The following is a 17,055-nucleotide window of genomic DNA, read 5'->3' on the forward strand; positions in this document are numbered from 1 at the left end:
TGTCTTACGTTCCTTCTGCAATTCTGGACAGGGGTGAAATCCTGCGAATAAGTGAGTATTCATGAGTAAATTGAATCGTACTGAGGGAGTTCAATTAATTGATTGGAGCAAGCAGCAACAAGATGTTTATCTTTGTTAACACATTACTAAGCATACTGGGCAAAGATTTCACTTAAGAATAACCAACAAAAACCAGATTTTTTATAAAGATCGAAACACAATGGCGTCTTGCTACCTAAATTACAGGTGTAAGGCGTTTTATTTGTTTATGATTTATTTCTGGAAAATAAGGAAGTCTGATATAACATTGGTATCGAGTGTTTATCTTACATTGAAATAAAAAATTGTACTAATATATCCTTGCTTAATCAGTGCGAGGGCAAGGGAGGGACGATAATGTCTGAAGATATAAGAAAAGTCTTTGACAGCGATAGTAAGACAAAAAAGCGGGCGGCAAATGGTTCGTTTAGTAGGGTTAAAAGCGGTAGAGGTGGTATGGTAACTGCTTATACCTTAATGACCAAGGAACAGCAACTTGAATACACTCAATGCGGGGATGGAAAAAGTTACAATATATATGAACAGATTATTCCAATTGAACAGTTTAAACATTTACCATTAGATATCCGAAAGCGTTGTTGGTCTGAATGGATAGATAAGTTTTTCATGAAGGATATACTACAAACTTGGTCAGTGAAATCGATTGATGAATTAAATTTGATTCTGGATGAAATTGATATTCCACTTGTAAATGGCCATTGGGTAGAGGATACATCTGTGTTCTTGGAGGAACTCCCTGCAGGCGTTAACATTGAAGAAGATTCATCGATGACTCTTAGTGACTTAATTGCCAGTGATGCAACAGTTCAAAACTTTAATGTGGATGGAGAGATGATGACAAGGGATCTAATACGAATATTAGAACAAGTAATTACCGAGGTTAGAGGAAGTAATCGAAAATTTTATGTAGGCCTATCAATCCAAGAAATGATTTGAGTTAAATTAAAATTGAACAGGAGTTATTGATGAAATCGATAAGTGGATCTTTTTTCAGAAGATTGTTTAATCCGGAAAAGTATACAGGGCCGAAGAAGGAAGAAATAATTCCAACATTCCTTAATCAAAACTTTGAGTTAACTTTACAGATTTATGGAGCGATTATGGGAAGCTGTGTTGGTGATGCATTAGGTGTACCGGTTGAATTCAAAGGCAGAAAAGAGCTGAGAGCGCGGCCCATCAGAGGATTGACTGGGTATGGTACTTGGAATCAGCCGCCAGGAACATGGTCAGACGATAGCTCATTATTCTTATGTACACTAGAATCATTACTCGAAGGTTATTCTCTTCAAAGTATTTCAGATAGGTTCCTTAAGTGGTATAAGGAAGGATACTGGACTGCAAATGGAGTAGTTTTTGATATAGGAACAACAACCAGACTTGCTTTAGATAGATTATCATATATTACGCCAACAGATTCAGGTCTACATGATGAAGATAGTAATAGCAATGGTTCATTAATGAGAATTCTTCCGCTCGCTTTCATATCATATAATAAGGATATCCAAGAAAGAGTAGAACTTGTTGAAGAGGTATCTTCTATTACACATGCCCATCGACGTTCAGTTCTCGCCTGCATTATTCTCATAGAAATCGCCTCGAATCTACTTAAAGGGCATGATCGAATCTCTAGTTATTATTTGATGCAGGAAACTATGAGAACTCATTTTGGACATGAATTTCAAATCACATATTTCCCTTCGGTATATTATGATATACAAGATCGTCCAGAGGATGCAGTTTTATCAACTGGTTATGTAGTGGATACTTTAGAAGCTGCCATTTGGTGCTTTTTAAAACATGATTCATACAAAGATGTGGTACTCGCAGCTGTTAACCTGGGTGGGGATACGGATACGATAGGAACCATAGCTGGAGGGTTAGCTGGAATGGCATTTGGTTACAACGACATCCCGAGAAAGTGGGTACTAAAGATCGCAAGGAAAGACGATATTGAGGATCTTGCAAAGCAGGTATGTGAATATATAGCAACAAGAGATACTAAGGATTTGTAATTATTAGTTTATTACTTATTGTATTACTCACCTTATAAGGGGAACGAAGTCTTGTTCATTATCAGAAAATTACCCGATCTCAATTCCCCATGAATTGAACAGAATACTTAATTCGGAGCTCCATTATGTAATTATTTTTGTTATGGTATTGATCATCTTTATGGTTTCAGAGGAACCCAAAAAATCCTTGACATGATTACCGTACTGGATGAGCCCTCTTTCCAATTTTACATAAATTTCAACTGGTAATGAAATGAACCATCGCTTCTGTTCTAATGCAAAAGGATCTATACCTAAATGTTGATATTCAACTGGAGAAAGAGTTAGATCACCTTGATATACTATCTCAATGTCTCCAATACAAGATAATAAGGTGATATGTGAATCTAAACTGAAATTTATGAAATAGAGAAAATAAGGATATTTTTCAAATAATCCTAAAACCCAATTCCTAACCTCTTTTAATTCGTACAATTCCGCTGGTATGTCTCCATATCCATCGAACATAATAATGACCGTTCCAAATGCAGAGGAGCCCATTTCTTCTAATAGCAAAACGCATTCATCTATAAACTTGTAAGACATATTATCAATTGATGACTTTGCTATGTTCATGAGATAAAGAGTTCCAGATGCAAGTTCAGTTTGGTTCGATATATCAATCATGAATTCATCGTTCATTAGTTTTCTCCAGTATTTTTAGTATTGTAAAAGCATTTATTACGTGAAAAAGACAACCATAATAATATTTATAATGAATAATTGCATTATAAGTGAAAACATCCTATATTGAGAAACAAGTTTAGAAGAGGGTCTCTATTTTTTATTGATTTGTTTGTATAGTTCACACACACTTTTAATACGTGAAAGGGTCGCCAAATAGGCGACCCTTTATAAATATGGCATGAAGTGAATGGAGATACATACGTTACTCAGTCTGTTTCCTCTGCTAACATTTCAAGAAGTACACGATAAATTTTTCTTTGTTTGGCCTCACTTTGCTGCAGCATAAGTGTAACACTTTCCCAGACCCAGTTCTTCTGATAGAGATATTCTTCATTGTCGTTATCCATAAGATTGAAGATGCTTACATCAAGAGCGTCTGCGATTTTAATGAGTGTTTGGATCCTAAAATTCTTCTCTCCTCGTTCAATTTGACCGACATAAGATCCTGTTGATCCTATAGCTTCTGCAAGTTGTTCTTGGGTCCATTGTTTTGCCATTCGATAAAGTCGGATTCTTGAACCTATCAGTTCCATCACATTATTCATCTCTACACCTCGTAGTCAGTGTAGAACATGAAATAGTCACAATTGGAGTTCTTATAACGACTATTTTCATGTTGTTATTGTCGTTTTTGTTTGTGTTAGTTATAATTTTCCATGAGCCTCCATATTTAATATGTAATTCGCAAGTTTACTGAGGAGGCCAAAGTTAACAAGAGAGATGTGTTTCAAGCATTATTCTATTATGTTGCTAGATGGGCCAACTGTCCAAGGAATAAAAGTGAGGAAATGAAAATGAAGGAATTTAAGCAGGGGGATTTTTTGTACAGTAGCTCAAGACTGTATAGGTCAGTTCCAGAAAAGAAACAAAAACGTGGGTTAAACATATTGTTATATTTCATTAGTGCTGCTTATCTTTTGACAACAATAGGTGCTGTTATGTATTATTGCTATATTTTTTTAAAGTTTGCTTTATGATATTTGCCGCATTAATACATACATATTGAAGACTCCCGAGATATGGGGATATTTCAAGGAGAGAACTAAATGAAAAGAGAAATTGAGAGAGCACGCATAGAATTATACGAGCTTGTAGAAGAATTCAACCTCACTGATCCTATTGTACTGTTGAAGTCAAAGGAATTAGATGAGCTATTAAATCAATATGATGAATTGCTATTAAAAGAAAAATCATCATTAAAATAATAGCGACTGTTTAGCTTTCTGTTTATTCGTGAGACCTAATTTAGTTCAATAACTATGGCTGCTTTTCTGGTTGAGCTCATCGAAAAGAGAAGTGAATGATTGCTTTCAAATAAATTGAGAAAAAATAGATGGTTTATTTGCACATAAAAAATCCCATCAATATTTTTATTGTTGGGATTTTTACATGTTTTATTTTATATGCTAAGGGGATTCAAAACAAAAGTATCGTATACTTATATTGGTGCCAATGGAAAAGGTTAACTTATTCCTGTGGTGAAATCGTTTCTAAAATGAACATTACAAATCCCAAACGGTGGGTTTTGTATAATATTGATCTAGTAAAAAGATTGCTTGAGCTCTGTAAATCGCTCTATGACAAAAGTGTATAATACAAGATCTTATGATGCAATACGATTATTATTTGAAACAGATAGAAGAAACGATATAAGCGAGATCTAGTAGTATCTTCAAAGAAAGGGTTGTGTCTTGTTAGATGATTTCATCATCGCTTCTTTTTATAAACTCTAGTATTTCTAATGTAATTTCTGAGATGGCATCCTCTTTAGGTAGATGAATGTATCTACTAATAGAGAGGATGTCTTTTTTAAATAAATCAATGAGTGCCAAAATTGATTCGTGATCATTATTCTTGGCAGCTTGTAATAATTCTAGGAATTCATGGTCTGTGATAATTTTCTTAACATTTTCTTTTTCCATTTATTCACCGCCTGTTGCGTCATGTTTAATTGATTGGCGACCTCGGATTCGGTTTGTTCGAATAAATACAATTGAGAAATAATAAATTTCCCCTGAGGTGGTAATGCTTCTAATAGTTGTTCTACGATAATCCTGTCCTCACTACTCAAGGTTGAACTAGTAATTGTGAACTGCTCCATTCCATTGAAATAACATTCTCTCCGTTTAATAGTTTTCGCGCGGTATTGAACCCTCCAACCAATACGGTATACTTCTTTCTTAAATCGTTCGTAGACATTTACTTGCTTCTCCATTGATCTATCCTCCCTTCATCCTTTCTAAATATAGGGAAATATATTGGGTGTTTCCACAACCAAAATAGGAACATTTGTTCCCCATTATAACACTTTTCTAATCTTTCGAGTTGTGAAGTTTAACTTATATGTTCCCTACATTATAAAAAATAAGGTGCGGAGGGGATTTCCTATGCAAGTAACAGATTTTGCAACATTAGTTACTAATGTCGGTTTTCCAGTAACACTATGTTTTATCCTCATTCGTTATGTATTACAAACCATTGTAGAGAAATTGGATTCTTTGGATGAATCTCTGAATCAATTAACTGAAGTTATCCATTCCCTTAAAATGAATGAGAGCGAGAAAAAAGATCAGGATTAGAATATATTATATGTAGTTTGAAATTATATATGTATACTTGAATGGCCTGCACTCAGGGGGTATCCCGCTTCACAACCTATTTATTGCTAAGGAGGAAACCATGAAAATAATCGATTATATTTACGGGATCGATGTTTCAAGCAGAAGCAAAAATTTAGGCTGGGTAAAAATTAATGCAATGGGAGAAATCGTAGATGGAGGCATAGGACTTAATAGATTGCCGTACATTCTTGATCAGGATATCAAAAATAAGAGTCTCAGCATTGCAATTGGAATAGAAGCAGTGATGTGGTATCCTTTTCCGGACATAACTGATGGAGTTTACGAAATGAAAGGCAGATTTCCTGAGGAATTAGGAATGTACAGGTGCCACCAAGGAGTAGCAGCAGCAACGACGGTCAAGACAATGTTGCTAGAAAGATCTATTTTTCTTGATAAGGATACACTAAAGACGGATGCGACCAAAAATGTCAAGAAAATGCTAATTGGTGATTCACGAATATTTCTGTACGAGGGATTTGGAGCTGGTGAATACAAACCTAAGGGGAACTATAATCTATTTATGAATAATGCGTCTTTGTCAGTCCCCAATGGCCCCTTACTTAAAGGAGAAGATTCTATTGATGCGTTTGTTATTGCATCAGCAGCTTTATATGGTTTAACTTCCTATATAAACCCCAATTTCCCAAACCAATATACAAAGCATTTGGTTGTAACATATGACAACCAATACAAAACGATTTTTCAGGGACTCCACGAAACAATATATCATGCTGGGTACCATTGTATTTGGGAATCGATAGTGGGACACTCTTTTAAGGAAGACGAACCTAAAGTGTGTAATATTTACGGGTTTAAATGGAAGTGATGACGATTTATAAATAAAGTGTTTTTCTCTTCAATGATCTATTCTAATTCGAAGATAGAGAGGAGCAACACCACGAATGAAAAATCCAAACGACATTACATATCACGCTACGTACGAACCAGATATGAAGAAGATGGTTAAAGCATTACAAATTATTTTTGAAGCTAGGGTTGATGATACGAATCAGGATAATGCGAAAGATACAAATACGAGTTGTATTGAGAATGAATCCTCAATTATTATTAGGAACTCAGAGAACTCAAGAGTATAAAAGAAGATCAATGAGCTGATTATTAGAACCTTGATATATTTTTAATTACTAAGAGATGAATGATCTAGTAAGAGGACCTAGCCAATTAGTACTACATATGATACCTTATGATAGGTAAGGATATCCATATAAGGTGGGGGAACTCATGAAAAAGGCACTAAAGCTACCTCTTTTAATCGCCACATTAGTTTCAGTAATACTGTTTATAAGTCCATTAGCTAAACTAGAGGCTGCATCCAATATTATCCCTAGTAATGCATATGCCTCTGAAGCAATTGCGATATTTTTAGATGGGCAGCTAGTTGTAACGAAAGAAAAAACATACACCCTTGATGGGATCAAGAAGAGTGGTATCTATTTACCAGTAAAACTTTTAGCCAAGCTCAAGAATGTAAAAGTAAATTATACTAAGCCGATTACGGTCAAATCTGATATAGGCACTTTTAAACTGGATCATACAAATTCATATTTGTATGATGATACGACTTATATAACAATTGAAGATTTTTATAAAATGACAGGCTTATCAGGGAAGTATCTTTATGAACCTAATTCCCTTTTTTTATGGAGTGACACGAGTGGGAAATCTAAAACTACACAACTAATTGATCAAATTAATAAAGTTTCAGATGATCTAAAAAATTATATGGGTAAGAAAGTATACATATATAAAGGTGAAAAAGTGGGTCACGTCATTGAAATAGATCCAATAACCGGTGATTCAGTTAGATTTAATATCCTCCTCAATAATGGTAAGGTAATTGAGGAGATTGTTATTGGTGAGATACCCGATTCATTTTGCACTTATTTCCACTATGAGCTCATGAGTTATCTTTATACAGGAAAGTATTTCTGGGCAAATAAAAATCTCTTACCATCCTCAAATCCCTTGTTGAATATTGAAAAAGTATATTTCAAATCAATTAAAATGAAGGGGAAAGATTTAATTATTCAAGCAAAGCGTGCGAGCGGGCATGATGTCACTTTTAAGCTGAGTTTTTACGATGATCCTAGTGAACCAATTAAGAATGGATTTTATTCAACGAATCCGAAGAGTGTTTACACCAACTGGTCTTCTAATGTCTGGACTAAAATAACACAACAAAAAATAAGTATAGGTATGTCTCAGGATCAAGTTTTCTTGTCTTGGGGGGCACCAGACGAAATAAACTCGTACACAAGTGCTAAGATGAAAATTGACCAGTGGGTTTATGGAAGAACGTACATACACTTCCATAATGGAAAACTTAACTCTTGGACTGATTTCTAATAAATCTTTCAGAGAAATATTATAAGGAGACAAAGACATGACAGAAAAAAAGGAAATTCATTTAGACAAACAAATGTTTCCTTTGTCGATTGATGGAAAAATGGTCACTCCACATGAATGCGTAACAATGATAGAAACTGTTCGTACAATGCGCTTAGAAACGTCTAATGAGATAACAACTAACCAGAAAAAACGGGTTAAGTTTCATGAGGATAGAGGCACATCGAAGAGTCTATGAGTGTTGGTTTTGACTATTGTAGCTGGATAGATTGGTCTAACTTGCAAAAGAAATATTTTGGGTTTAGCTCTGGACAAGGGGAACCCTCCTAAGAGCTGAAATATCTCTTATATATCTCACACTATTATGGATAAATCGATTCCTTTTGTCTTTACGACTCGTAGACAGAATGGTATATTTATAAATAACTAAATGATTTCAAAAGAGGAAGCACCTCTATATTGGCTCTAGTAGCCATTATAGAGGTGCTTTTTTTTTATTTCAAGAATTTGGGTGAGAAGTAAGAACCATGTAATTACTTTCTGGAAATATAAATTTAACCATGCATGAGCACCTCACTCATTTTGAATTGCTTTCAGACAATACAAACTAATTTCAGTAGGAGATGAGTAAAAGAAATGAAGATAATTTCAAAGATGAAAACTATCTATCAGCAATTTGGTCTAGTGAACAGAAGAGCATCAGGACATTTGAGGAGAAAACTATTTTCTTTAGCCATGATGTTAATCGTCACTTTAAGTCTTGCTCCAGAAAATGTTAACGCTGCAGAAATGCATCGGTTTGAATATGCATCATCTGAGAATTTGACTCAGCAGGAAATCGACCCAGCCCTTGCTCCAGAAGCTTCATTCTTATTATCACCAAGTAAAGAAGCAAGAAACGGCCTTGGATATTATCGAGATGAAGTTATTCCAGGAGAGAAAAGAAAATACACATTCTATGTGAAGAACCTGCTAGATGAGAAAATTAATCTCAAAATTTATGCTACAGATGCATTACCGGCTCAGAACGGAGGTAGAGGTTTTGGTAGTTATAACACAGGAGTGACGCTTGGAGGCTCGTGGTTTTACCCACAGGGGCCCAAAGACATTACATTGGGACCGAATGAAATGCGGGAATATACCTACACAGTTAAAATCCCCGAAAATCTAGAACCCGGACAGCATATCGGGGTAGTGGGAGTATCGCAGTTTAGAGAGGGTCAAGAAATAAAGACGAATATTGAGAACGCAACTTTAACTCCAGATGTATTAGAAGAACTCGGTATGTGGGTTGTTATGGATTATAAAATTGATAAAGCTAAACATGGCATGTCGATTAACTCTTTGAACCACGATTATGTGGCATCAGGGGAATCGAGATTTACAATCGATCTTGAAAACAAAGGCACCATTCTAGAACAACCAACAGGTTACTTGGAGATTAGGGATAGTGCTAAAAAAGTCGTATTCCGTGAGGATTACGAAGCTGGATCCATTTACTACGGAACGACTGCCAAAATGGTAAGTATTGCCGAAAACCAGCTGCTGCTGCCTGGTAATTATGAAGCTTACTTTGAAGCTAATTTCAATGGTCAGAAAGAATGGAGAATCTTCCAGTTTACTGTAACTCCTAAGGAAAAGGATGAAGCTCAAGCGGCGATGGAGCACAGCCAAAAGCTCGAAGTAACCGATGGCATTCCAGACTGGCTGAAATATGTAATTGTCATTGGTTTGCTTCTGATCCTGCTTCTATTAATTCTTCTATTACTATCTAAACGGAAGAAAGGCGACATTGAGGATCGAATTAAAATGTACTTGGAAAAGGGATTTACTTTTGACAAAGCAAGGAAGAAAGTGCAACTTGACCAAAAGACATTCACTCTTTATGTTGTCAAACTCGGGTATGTACCAGATGGTAGTGAACCTGAGTGGCATAAAACTATTCATACGAGCAAGTATGGAAAACGCATCGAGAGGGTTGAGAATTCCACTGCAAATTTAGAAGATACGTTTAGAAATACTAGTGGTGCTGTGATAATACTTGGAGAAGAGCAAGATGTTGTAACGGAAGGATCTGCATCATCTGAAAACCTGAAGAGGGGTGAGGACGATGTAGGCAAAGGAGCATAATCAACTAAAGAAGTGATACGGTTTCCGTTAGAACAAGTCGGAAAGCAGAATGGAAAATAAACGTAATTTGGAGGTCTGTATACATGGCTGCAGAAAGAGATGTACATAAAAACAGGAGAAAACCTGGTAAGAAACGTTATTTAAGCGCACTGCTGGCTGCTTCGTTATTGATACCGAGCGTATTAATGCCAGGAAAGAATACGGTAGAGGGCGCTGGGCATGCGAATATTGAAGACATTGGATACTATTATGAAGATCATCAATCACGTACTCGTGCATATCTAACTTTGAGTGATGGCAGGAAGATTCTCTTCAGAGACAGGGGAGAATACTCCGGTCCTGCTGATAAAGATAAACTAGACGAAATAGGCTCGGATATTAAAAAGTATAATGCGCAAAGCCCTGATGACAAAGGTGTAGGTATGCGCCTGATGTCTAACGGGGACTTTTACTACCGGAAAGACTCAGGTTACAATCCGGCGAGTTCTTTTGAAAAGATAGCGTCTGGGTGGACAGATTTCGTGTACAATTCCGAGGGTTATAATGCATATACCTTTTATGGTCTGACCGCAGATGGTAGGGTAGAGTCATTAGGGGCTGGAACTTATGGGCAATTAGGTAACGGCATAAAAGCAGATACGACTGTTCCTGTTGAGGTTGTAGATCCTGATCTATTCGATACCCCACTAACAGGGGTCAAGAAAATGATACAAGTAGATAGAAACGTTGTTCTATTTGTTACAGAATCGGATGTATATAAAATCGGTCGCGAGTTTGGTGATACTTCTTACACTAATGCGAAGCCCGTAAAAGTAACATCGATGTTTCCGGGATTCTCCGGTCCAGCTACGTTTGATATGGGCTATATCGATGAAACGTCCTACGGGACAAAGCAAATATCGTATACCTCGGATAACACTCGAATCGGAATGCGTTATTTCGAAGTTAACGGGAGCTTTTATACATTAAGGGATACGTCGGTATACCCGAAAAATACAGATCGTTATACACCCGGAGCTACCACTGAGATCAGTACTAAGACTTTATATCCATTTAACGGTGATCCGACGAATATGAGTAGGGAAGTTTCAAATTTGTCGGATAAGACTGATGGCAGTATCTCTAACACAAGCAATACGTTCATGTACTTGGATGGCAGCGGTAATCTGAAAGCATGGGGTCTTCCTGCTAATAGAATAGGTGCCGATTATGTATATCACACCGACTACACAACGTCTGAATCGACTGTGATGACGAATTTGAAAAAGTATACGGTAAACGCGAATCGTGATGTGTCTCTCGTTGCCGGACTAGGTACTAACGGCAATGTATATGTAATTGGGAGTAACGGTAACACAGCGTACAACGGCATCGTAAACGGTAAAGGGATAACGGGTATTGCGGGTAGAATCGAAACACAGACAAGATTATCTGGACCGGATGGAGCCATTAAGGATATCACTGATCTGGCATTCGATACAAAATCACTTTACCTGTTGAAAAATACAGGTGATGTATATGTATTTTCAAGCAATGCAAAGTACACCAACACATCAGCATCAGGCGTAAAATTTGTTGGCTTGCTTGAAATCGCATTGGACCTTAATGTCCAAAATGTTTATGGAATTGGTTCCGATGGTAACCTGTATAGATTGGATGAAAATGGTAATACAATCAAACAGGATGGGGCAACTGGTATCTATCCTCCGGGGTATACACCTGCACCGACAACGATTGATAAGCCAACTGAATCACGTTCTACAGATAAATTCGAAAACACAGTTGTAACGCTCAACTACCCTGCAGTAGCAAATAAGAAAGAGTACTCGTTGGATAACGGGGCAACTTGGTTAGAGTACACAGCACCAATTACGTTAACAACTGCGGGTCCTGTAAAGGTTCTAGCCAGATCCGGACTCGATTCGTTGTATAGTGAAGTGCTCGAAGTGACGGTAATTAATAATCCAATTGTGATTCCTGTAGGATACCCTAAACTACTGGAGCAAGATGGGGTACTTACGGTTGATACGGGTGCTATCGACATGAATCGGGTCAAATTGCAAGTAGAAGTAGATGGAAATATTCTCGATTACACAGCGCCTATCCAATTATTAGAAGGCGATCATGTAGTATCCGCTATTATTACAAACAAAAACACGAGTGATGAGCTTTCAAAGATTACAGAAAATATCACTGTGGCACCAGCTGCGCCGGGAACGCTAACAGCCCCTGTCGGAAGTGTAGGTGAAGTAGATGTTAATAATCAAAGACCACTGTCTATTAGCTTTAATCCAACTCAAGGTTCACTTCAAATTCAGCATGATGGTGGATCGTGGGTCGACGAACCAGAAATCTTGAATCAATATTCCGGCACCACTGAAGAACCTTCTTCCACAGAACGTAAATATACGCTTCTCGTTGATAATGTGGTGGATTCCGTATACAAAGCTCGTGTGACTGATGGCACTAATTATAGTTTTGAAACGATTCTGGTTGTAACGGCTCAAGTCTATGATCCGTCATTATCTCGGGATATTGATGATAAACTATTAATCGATTTCAGCAATTTACCGACAGGAAATTGGATGAAAGAATACTCTTTGGACAACGGGGCTTCTTATCAAGAGTACACAGGCCCAATCGACATCGGTGCTTCGTTACCTATCAAAATCCGAGTAACAGATAGTGGAAGTGGTAATGTACTGATTGATAAAGAGTATATAACTCCTCCGTTAAATGGTGGTGCAAATCCAAACCCTAATCCAGGAGTTGACCCAACTTGGGGTGCTGAGGTTACTGGCGCAGAGCAAGAGGCGATTCTAAACGTTATTGGAGGAGCGCTATCATCTAAGTTTAATGGTTTGATGCTGGATAACATCGAGATTCAAACTGTAAATCAGTATCAAACGATTAATTCGGTTACAAACACCTTGATTGAGGATAGCAGAGGTACCGCAGATGGTTGGACGTACTCGCTGTCTATCACTGACTTTGTAAGTGATCCGGTACTGGATACAGGTTTGGGCACTCAAGATCTTGTTGTAAAAATCCCGGCATCTTCCCTGAATGTAGATGTCAAATCGGCAAAAGTGCTGGCTGGTTCCCCGGATCAAACAGCGAAGACGGGGAGTTACGTACTTGATAGCACGAAACAGGTACTAGCGCAAGCGGAACCATTTAAGGGCATGGGATACTATGATATCCCAATGGATTATATGTTCCGGGTTCCTAGTACGGTAGATGTTGTTTCTACAAGTAATGGAAGTGCACATCAAGTTGGAGATAAAGTCGGTTTGAGAGTAGGCGTGTACAGATCCTTATTTACATTCTCTTTGGCATCGGGGATCTAAGCTGCGGATTGTGGGAGCCGGCAAAGCAGGTTGGTTCCCATCCGAATTTATCTAACAACAAAATGAAACAATGGAGGGGCAATACATGATCAAAGGGTTCAAAAAACAATTGCTCGGTATCATAGGTTTGTCGGTGCTGCTGCTATCTCTGGGCACTTCTGCTTATGCGGATGTGACCGAGCAAAAAGTGGAAGTTGTCGGTTCTGGATTGCGTGTGTTTCAGACCGCGTTAAAATTCGACGATATCAGGCTAGATGTTAAAAAGAGTCAAGCATCTAAGGCCGAAACCACTATGACTGTTATTGATGGCAGGGGTTCAGATGCTGGTTGGACAGTTAGTATGAGTTCAACCGATTTCGAGATAGAGAAGTCAGTGAACGGAACTTTGGAAAAATTCTACATTCCCGCTTCTGCAGTTGAGATTACTACAGATTACAAAGGGCCTGTTACTGGGGCAACGATTAACTTTGGATCAGGCCAAGGAACACTTTCGTCCAAATTAATCGTTTCCAATGCCCCACAATCCATTATCCAAGCAAAGCCATCTTTCGGAGGGGGAACACATCAATTTAATGTTCGATATGATTTGAAGTTACCCCAAACGATAAGTAAACAAGATGGCACAAAGATCGGTGTGCTACAAGGATCGTATAAAGCTCTGTTTAAGTATCAAGCTACATCTGGTATTTAACTCGAACACACTTTGATATACCATTATTAGAAACAGTTTTCTTGATATTCACCAAAAATCGCTGCCGTCTTCCTTTATAGGAGGATAGCAGCGATTATTGTAACTGTAATGCTTTTATAGGAAGAATATTGAATTAAATGATACATAAACAGATCCGCGGTTCATTAAGAGGAGAAGTCAGTACGTATCAAACTAAGTAAAAAGAGGTTATTCATAACTGTCTAGGAAGTGACCAGAATCTCCAGAAATTTTATTTATGTTTTCCTCGTAATATACAATATATCGTGAAGCTCTCTGAGTATCGGTAGAACCCATCAAAACAACCAAATCATCAAGTTTCATACCTTCCGATATTTTTCTTAAAACGAATGTATCTCTAAACGACCGACTTTTCAAGGAACTGAGATTGAGCTCATTTGCGAGGTCATTTATTTTCTTCTGAATAGTTCTTGATGAACTCTTTTTATTAAAAAGATTTGAATCAGGTTTATCTATAATTTTAATTGATTTCATATATTTAACAATTACATCCATGCTTTTTTTTGGTATATGAATCTTACGAGCTTTAAATCTTACATTATTCCCCTCAAAATTTATAACACATGATCTTACATCGATATCTTTAACAAGTATTTTACCTATTTCAGAAAGACTACATCCAGTATCAGCTAAAATACAAATTATTGCTCGATATAAGTAAACTATCGTTTCGAGAGTTTTTATCTATTTTTGAAAATATACTTAATATATTTGAATTTGATAGAAAAACTGGATCTTCCAAAGATAACGTATTGCTACGTCTAGATAGTCTAATAAGTATAGGGGATAGTTCATTTTCAAAAGCGAAGGTATGAACTGCATTTAGAATATATACATTTTTAATGTTGGTTTTGTGAGTGAACTCTTTAGAGCCTAAAGACTTTCGATACGTTAAAAAACCTTCATACAAATCGTAATTTAATTCATAGAGTAAAAGTGAAGTTTGCTCTGTAATTTGTAGATATTCAAGAAATCTATTAAGGAATGATCTGTATGTCGAAGATGATGGATTTTCTTTGTATTCGTTATCCTTAGCAAGATTTGAAATAAAACTTTTTATTGCTGATTCTATTGAAGCGAATTTTTGTAAATATTGTATCTTTTTTTAAAAATCCTCAAAAGAAATTTTAAGCCCCTTGCAGAGTTCATCATAATTTTCAAATTCATTCAAAATTCATATTCCCTCCATTTAAAAGACCATGAAAAAAAAGAATCTTATGATATTAGCGATTTTTACACTCAAATAAAAGAACACAAGTCCATCATAATGCAATAATTTGTTTTCAAGAAACAAACATCCTCATTAATGAGAACTACAGTTATGAATTCTTATATTCAAACAAACATTCCAAAAAGTGGTTGTGCAAAAATAAACAGATCCATCCTTATATAGAGAAATAAATAAGGAAGGAGTTGAAGTACTGTATGCAAGTAACAGATGTAATTTCACTTATAACGAATGTTGGATTTCCGGTTACTCTTTGTTTTATTTTGATTCGTTATGTCTTACAGACCATAGGAGAAAAGATGGACAAATTAGATAACTCACTTAACGAACTGACTAAAGCCATTCAATCATTTGAAAGTAACAGAGACAAGAATACAGACTTAATTTCATGAATTTTGTTTTGAGGTTGTTATTAGAGCTTTGAATCTCTCTTTTATAAGTACAAGGTGAGGGCAACTGATACCTTGATAAAGAGAAAAGGAGGCAGGAGAGAGTGATGTTGATGACACTCTCGGATAATAAAGTTTTAAAGGAACAAATTACTAGGTATCAAAAATCAAATTAAACTTTGGAGGAATGTTAAATGACTTGTACAACAACTGATTTGCCTGTAATCACACACCCACTGCTTACCACAGCCCCACCCCATATTACCGGTGTAAAATCTGGCTCTACGCGTTTTATGATTTCGGACAATCCTGAAACCATCGGCAAACCGACTGATGCCAACTGGCCAGTGAAGTTTACAAATGGATTTGCTACATTGTGGCACGATTATGTCGCAAATAAGAATACACTAACTTACCGAATCTTTGTTTGGCATCTCAATACTACCGGAAAAACACTAAAATACGGGGTAACGATTGGTAACGGTTCTAACTCGACCTCGACTCCTGGTACAATCCAAATTTCGAACTTGAAACATTCCATTGTAACAACAGGTTCCTACGTATCGCATGGGATTTGTTCAGCTCAAGCGTTGCTTGCTAACACATTGGATAGTGCTTCCCCAGTTGATACAAGTATAACAGCGGGTAATGTTGGTCTTGTAAAAGAATGGCCAGTGGAAAGTGGCAAGCTGATCGGTGGAATAATTGAGTTCACACTTAAAAATACATCCTCTTCGACAGCTCCGATGGCCTTCAGAGTGAGGTCCTCGGTTGCTGATACTACAACTGCAAACCTAAGAACGAACTCAACTCCGGTTATTGATAGGCTGGGCACGCATCCTCGTGGTTCTTGGGATTTTGCCGACATTCAGAGTAATATCAGTTTCCAAACGGGTGCTTTGAACTCTTATCAGTACTACAGCTTTTCTAATGGTACAAATGATAACTTGATGACACAAACCAGCAGTTATGATGGTGGGGTTAATGGGCAAGCATACGGTGACAACAAAGGTCACTATGGTGTTAAGAACAAAGTGAATATTACTTTCAAAAATACATCAACAACAGAAAGTCGTAAAATTAAGGTTTTTGTTACTTCACGAGTAAAACCTTTTGGAGGGGCTATCCAATGGCATAACAATGCTGCTGTTCGTGTCCCCGCACTAAAAGTTGGGACCTCTACTCAAGATATGGTCCAGGTTGTGACATTTACACTAGCACCTAACGCGTCGGCGACCTACGCTCTTACTACATCGACTGCTGGTTCACTCTCTACTCCTGGAGTTATTGCGATTCAGACTCTAGCACCCTAAATGATTAAAAAAGAGAGCCTCTATTTTCGTGATATGGTCATAGCCCCGTCAAGTAGACATTAAAAAAAGAGATTTTATTAAGCGGCGACTTTTTCCCGAAACTCAATCGGGGAGAGGTCGCCCAGTTTG

The 17,055-nt window shown here is 37.1% G+C and carries 16 protein-coding genes; 11 read left to right on the forward strand and 5 right to left on the reverse strand.

The window, feature by feature from the left end; translation table 11 throughout:
* Positions 1 to 396: 396 nt before the first annotated feature.
* Together M2277_RS31035 and M2277_RS31040 are read left to right on the forward strand one after the other, a co-directional pair.
* The gene (locus M2277_RS31035) at positions 397 to 996 is read left to right on the forward strand and encodes a hypothetical protein (protein WP_063477374.1); all 600 of its coding nucleotides are present in this window, start codon (positions 397 to 399) and stop codon (positions 994 to 996) included.
* Between the two features lie 29 nt (positions 997 to 1,025).
* Positions 1,026 to 2,072, forward strand: coding sequence for an ADP-ribosylglycohydrolase family protein (locus M2277_RS31040; protein WP_197477050.1), 1,047 nt, complete (start codon positions 1,026 to 1,028; stop codon positions 2,070 to 2,072).
* Positions 2,073 to 2,195: 123 nt separating this feature from the next.
* On the opposite strand, the gene M2277_RS31045 is transcribed toward M2277_RS31040, so the two are convergent.
* Both M2277_RS31045 and M2277_RS31050 read right to left on the reverse strand, forming a co-directional pair.
* Positions 2,196 to 2,753 (reverse strand): hypothetical protein, encoded by a 558-nt coding sequence (locus tag M2277_RS31045; RefSeq protein WP_063477373.1) that lies wholly within the window; start codon positions 2,751 to 2,753, stop codon positions 2,196 to 2,198.
* Between the two features lie 251 nt (positions 2,754 to 3,004).
* Complete coding sequence (locus M2277_RS31050) at positions 3,005 to 3,343, reverse strand: helix-turn-helix domain-containing protein (RefSeq protein ID WP_063477372.1); 339 nt, start codon at positions 3,341 to 3,343, stop codon at positions 3,005 to 3,007.
* A gap of 501 nt (positions 3,344 to 3,844) precedes the next feature.
* Between M2277_RS31050 and M2277_RS31055 the strand changes: the two genes are divergently transcribed.
* Positions 3,845 to 4,003 (forward strand): aspartyl-phosphate phosphatase Spo0E family protein, encoded by a 159-nt coding sequence (locus tag M2277_RS31055; RefSeq protein ID WP_082834219.1) that lies wholly within the window; start codon positions 3,845 to 3,847, stop codon positions 4,001 to 4,003.
* Positions 4,004 to 4,492: 489 nt separating this feature from the next.
* Here the strand turns inward: M2277_RS31055 and M2277_RS31060 are convergent, their stop codons facing one another.
* Both M2277_RS31060 and M2277_RS31065 read right to left on the reverse strand, forming a co-directional pair.
* Positions 4,493 to 4,720 (reverse strand): hypothetical protein, encoded by a 228-nt coding sequence (locus tag M2277_RS31060; protein ID WP_063477370.1) that lies wholly within the window; start codon positions 4,718 to 4,720, stop codon positions 4,493 to 4,495.
* Complete coding sequence (locus tag M2277_RS31065) at positions 4,672 to 5,013, reverse strand: sigma-70 RNA polymerase sigma factor region 4 domain-containing protein (RefSeq protein WP_063477369.1); 342 nt, start codon at positions 5,011 to 5,013, stop codon at positions 4,672 to 4,674. Before M2277_RS31065 ends, M2277_RS31060 begins: the two co-directional genes overlap by 49 nt.
* Positions 5,014 to 5,185: 172 nt before the next feature.
* On the opposite strand from M2277_RS31065, the gene M2277_RS31070 reads away from it, so the two are divergent.
* The 7 genes from M2277_RS31070 (at position 5,186) to M2277_RS31100 (ending at position 13,957) form a co-directional block, all read left to right on the forward strand.
* Positions 5,186 to 5,377 carry a hypothetical protein gene (locus M2277_RS31070; protein WP_063477368.1) on the forward strand — a complete coding sequence of 64 codons (192 nt, stop codon included), beginning with the start codon at positions 5,186 to 5,188 and terminating at the stop codon, positions 5,375 to 5,377.
* 100 nt (positions 5,378 to 5,477) lie between these two features.
* A complete protein-coding gene (locus M2277_RS31075; protein ID WP_063477367.1) occupies positions 5,478 to 6,245 on the forward strand; it encodes a hypothetical protein in 768 nt (255 codons plus the stop codon).
* 416 nt (positions 6,246 to 6,661) lie between these two features.
* Positions 6,662 to 7,786 carry a hypothetical protein gene (locus M2277_RS31080; RefSeq protein WP_063477365.1) on the forward strand — a complete coding sequence of 375 codons (1,125 nt, stop codon included), beginning with the start codon at positions 6,662 to 6,664 and terminating at the stop codon, positions 7,784 to 7,786.
* 37 nt (positions 7,787 to 7,823) lie between these two features.
* Positions 7,824 to 8,024: a hypothetical protein gene (locus M2277_RS31085; RefSeq protein WP_063477364.1), complete on the forward strand. Its 201-nt coding sequence runs from the start codon at positions 7,824 to 7,826 to the stop codon at positions 8,022 to 8,024.
* 398 nt (positions 8,025 to 8,422) lie between these two features.
* The gene (locus M2277_RS31090; protein ID WP_063477363.1) at positions 8,423 to 9,916 is read left to right on the forward strand and encodes a COG1470 family protein; all 1,494 of its coding nucleotides are present in this window, start codon (positions 8,423 to 8,425) and stop codon (positions 9,914 to 9,916) included.
* A gap of 83 nt (positions 9,917 to 9,999) precedes the next feature.
* Positions 10,000 to 13,266, forward strand: a complete 3,267-nt coding sequence (locus M2277_RS31095; RefSeq protein WP_063477362.1) for an RCC1 domain-containing protein — start codon at positions 10,000 to 10,002, stop codon at positions 13,264 to 13,266.
* Between the two features lie 85 nt (positions 13,267 to 13,351).
* Positions 13,352 to 13,957 carry a WxL domain-containing protein gene (locus M2277_RS31100; RefSeq protein WP_063477361.1) on the forward strand — a complete coding sequence of 202 codons (606 nt, stop codon included), beginning with the start codon at positions 13,352 to 13,354 and terminating at the stop codon, positions 13,955 to 13,957.
* Between the two features lie 207 nt (positions 13,958 to 14,164).
* On the opposite strand, the gene M2277_RS31830 is transcribed toward M2277_RS31100, so the two are convergent.
* Positions 14,165 to 14,680 (reverse strand): site-specific integrase, encoded by a 516-nt coding sequence (locus M2277_RS31830; protein ID WP_082834217.1) that lies wholly within the window; start codon positions 14,678 to 14,680, stop codon positions 14,165 to 14,167.
* A gap of 1,127 nt (positions 14,681 to 15,807) precedes the next feature.
* On the opposite strand from M2277_RS31830, the gene M2277_RS31105 reads away from it, so the two are divergent.
* Complete coding sequence (locus tag M2277_RS31105; RefSeq protein WP_063477358.1) at positions 15,808 to 16,926, forward strand: hypothetical protein; 1,119 nt, start codon at positions 15,808 to 15,810, stop codon at positions 16,924 to 16,926.
* The last annotated feature ends 129 nt before the right edge of the window (positions 16,927 to 17,055 follow it).

Origin of the sequence: Paenibacillus sp. LBL (genome assembly GCF_029893715.1) — a bacterium.
Lineage (GTDB): Bacteria > Bacillota > Bacilli > Paenibacillales > Paenibacillaceae > Paenibacillus_AQ > Paenibacillus_AQ glucanolyticus.

Excerpts from the sequence above, each read along its gene's own strand:
- M2277_RS31035 (WP_063477374.1), top strand. The coding sequence starts at position 397 with ATGTCTGAAGATATAAGAAAAGTCTTTGACAGCGATAGTAAGACAAAA.
- M2277_RS31040 (WP_197477050.1), top strand. The coding sequence starts at position 1,026 with ATGAAATCGATAAGTGGATCTTTTTTCAGAAGATTGTTTAATCCGGAA.
- M2277_RS31045 (WP_063477373.1), bottom strand. The coding sequence starts at position 2,753 with ATGAACGATGAATTCATGATTGATATATCGAACCAAACTGAACTTGCA.
- M2277_RS31050 (WP_063477372.1), bottom strand. The coding sequence starts at position 3,343 with ATGAATAATGTGATGGAACTGATAGGTTCAAGAATCCGACTTTATCGA.
- M2277_RS31055 (WP_082834219.1), top strand. The coding sequence starts at position 3,845 with ATGAAAAGAGAAATTGAGAGAGCACGCATAGAATTATACGAGCTTGTA.
- M2277_RS31060 (WP_063477370.1), bottom strand. The coding sequence starts at position 4,720 with ATGGAAAAAGAAAATGTTAAGAAAATTATCACAGACCATGAATTCCTA.
- M2277_RS31065 (WP_063477369.1), bottom strand. The coding sequence starts at position 5,013 with ATGGAGAAGCAAGTAAATGTCTACGAACGATTTAAGAAAGAAGTATAC.
- M2277_RS31070 (WP_063477368.1), top strand. The coding sequence starts at position 5,186 with ATGCAAGTAACAGATTTTGCAACATTAGTTACTAATGTCGGTTTTCCA.
- M2277_RS31075 (WP_063477367.1), top strand. The coding sequence starts at position 5,478 with ATGAAAATAATCGATTATATTTACGGGATCGATGTTTCAAGCAGAAGC.
- M2277_RS31080 (WP_063477365.1), top strand. The coding sequence starts at position 6,662 with ATGAAAAAGGCACTAAAGCTACCTCTTTTAATCGCCACATTAGTTTCA.
- M2277_RS31085 (WP_063477364.1), top strand. The coding sequence starts at position 7,824 with ATGACAGAAAAAAAGGAAATTCATTTAGACAAACAAATGTTTCCTTTG.
- M2277_RS31090 (WP_063477363.1), top strand. The coding sequence starts at position 8,423 with ATGAAGATAATTTCAAAGATGAAAACTATCTATCAGCAATTTGGTCTA.
- M2277_RS31095 (WP_063477362.1), top strand. The coding sequence starts at position 10,000 with ATGGCTGCAGAAAGAGATGTACATAAAAACAGGAGAAAACCTGGTAAG.
- M2277_RS31100 (WP_063477361.1), top strand. The coding sequence starts at position 13,352 with ATGATCAAAGGGTTCAAAAAACAATTGCTCGGTATCATAGGTTTGTCG.
- M2277_RS31105 (WP_063477358.1), top strand. The coding sequence starts at position 15,808 with ATGACTTGTACAACAACTGATTTGCCTGTAATCACACACCCACTGCTT.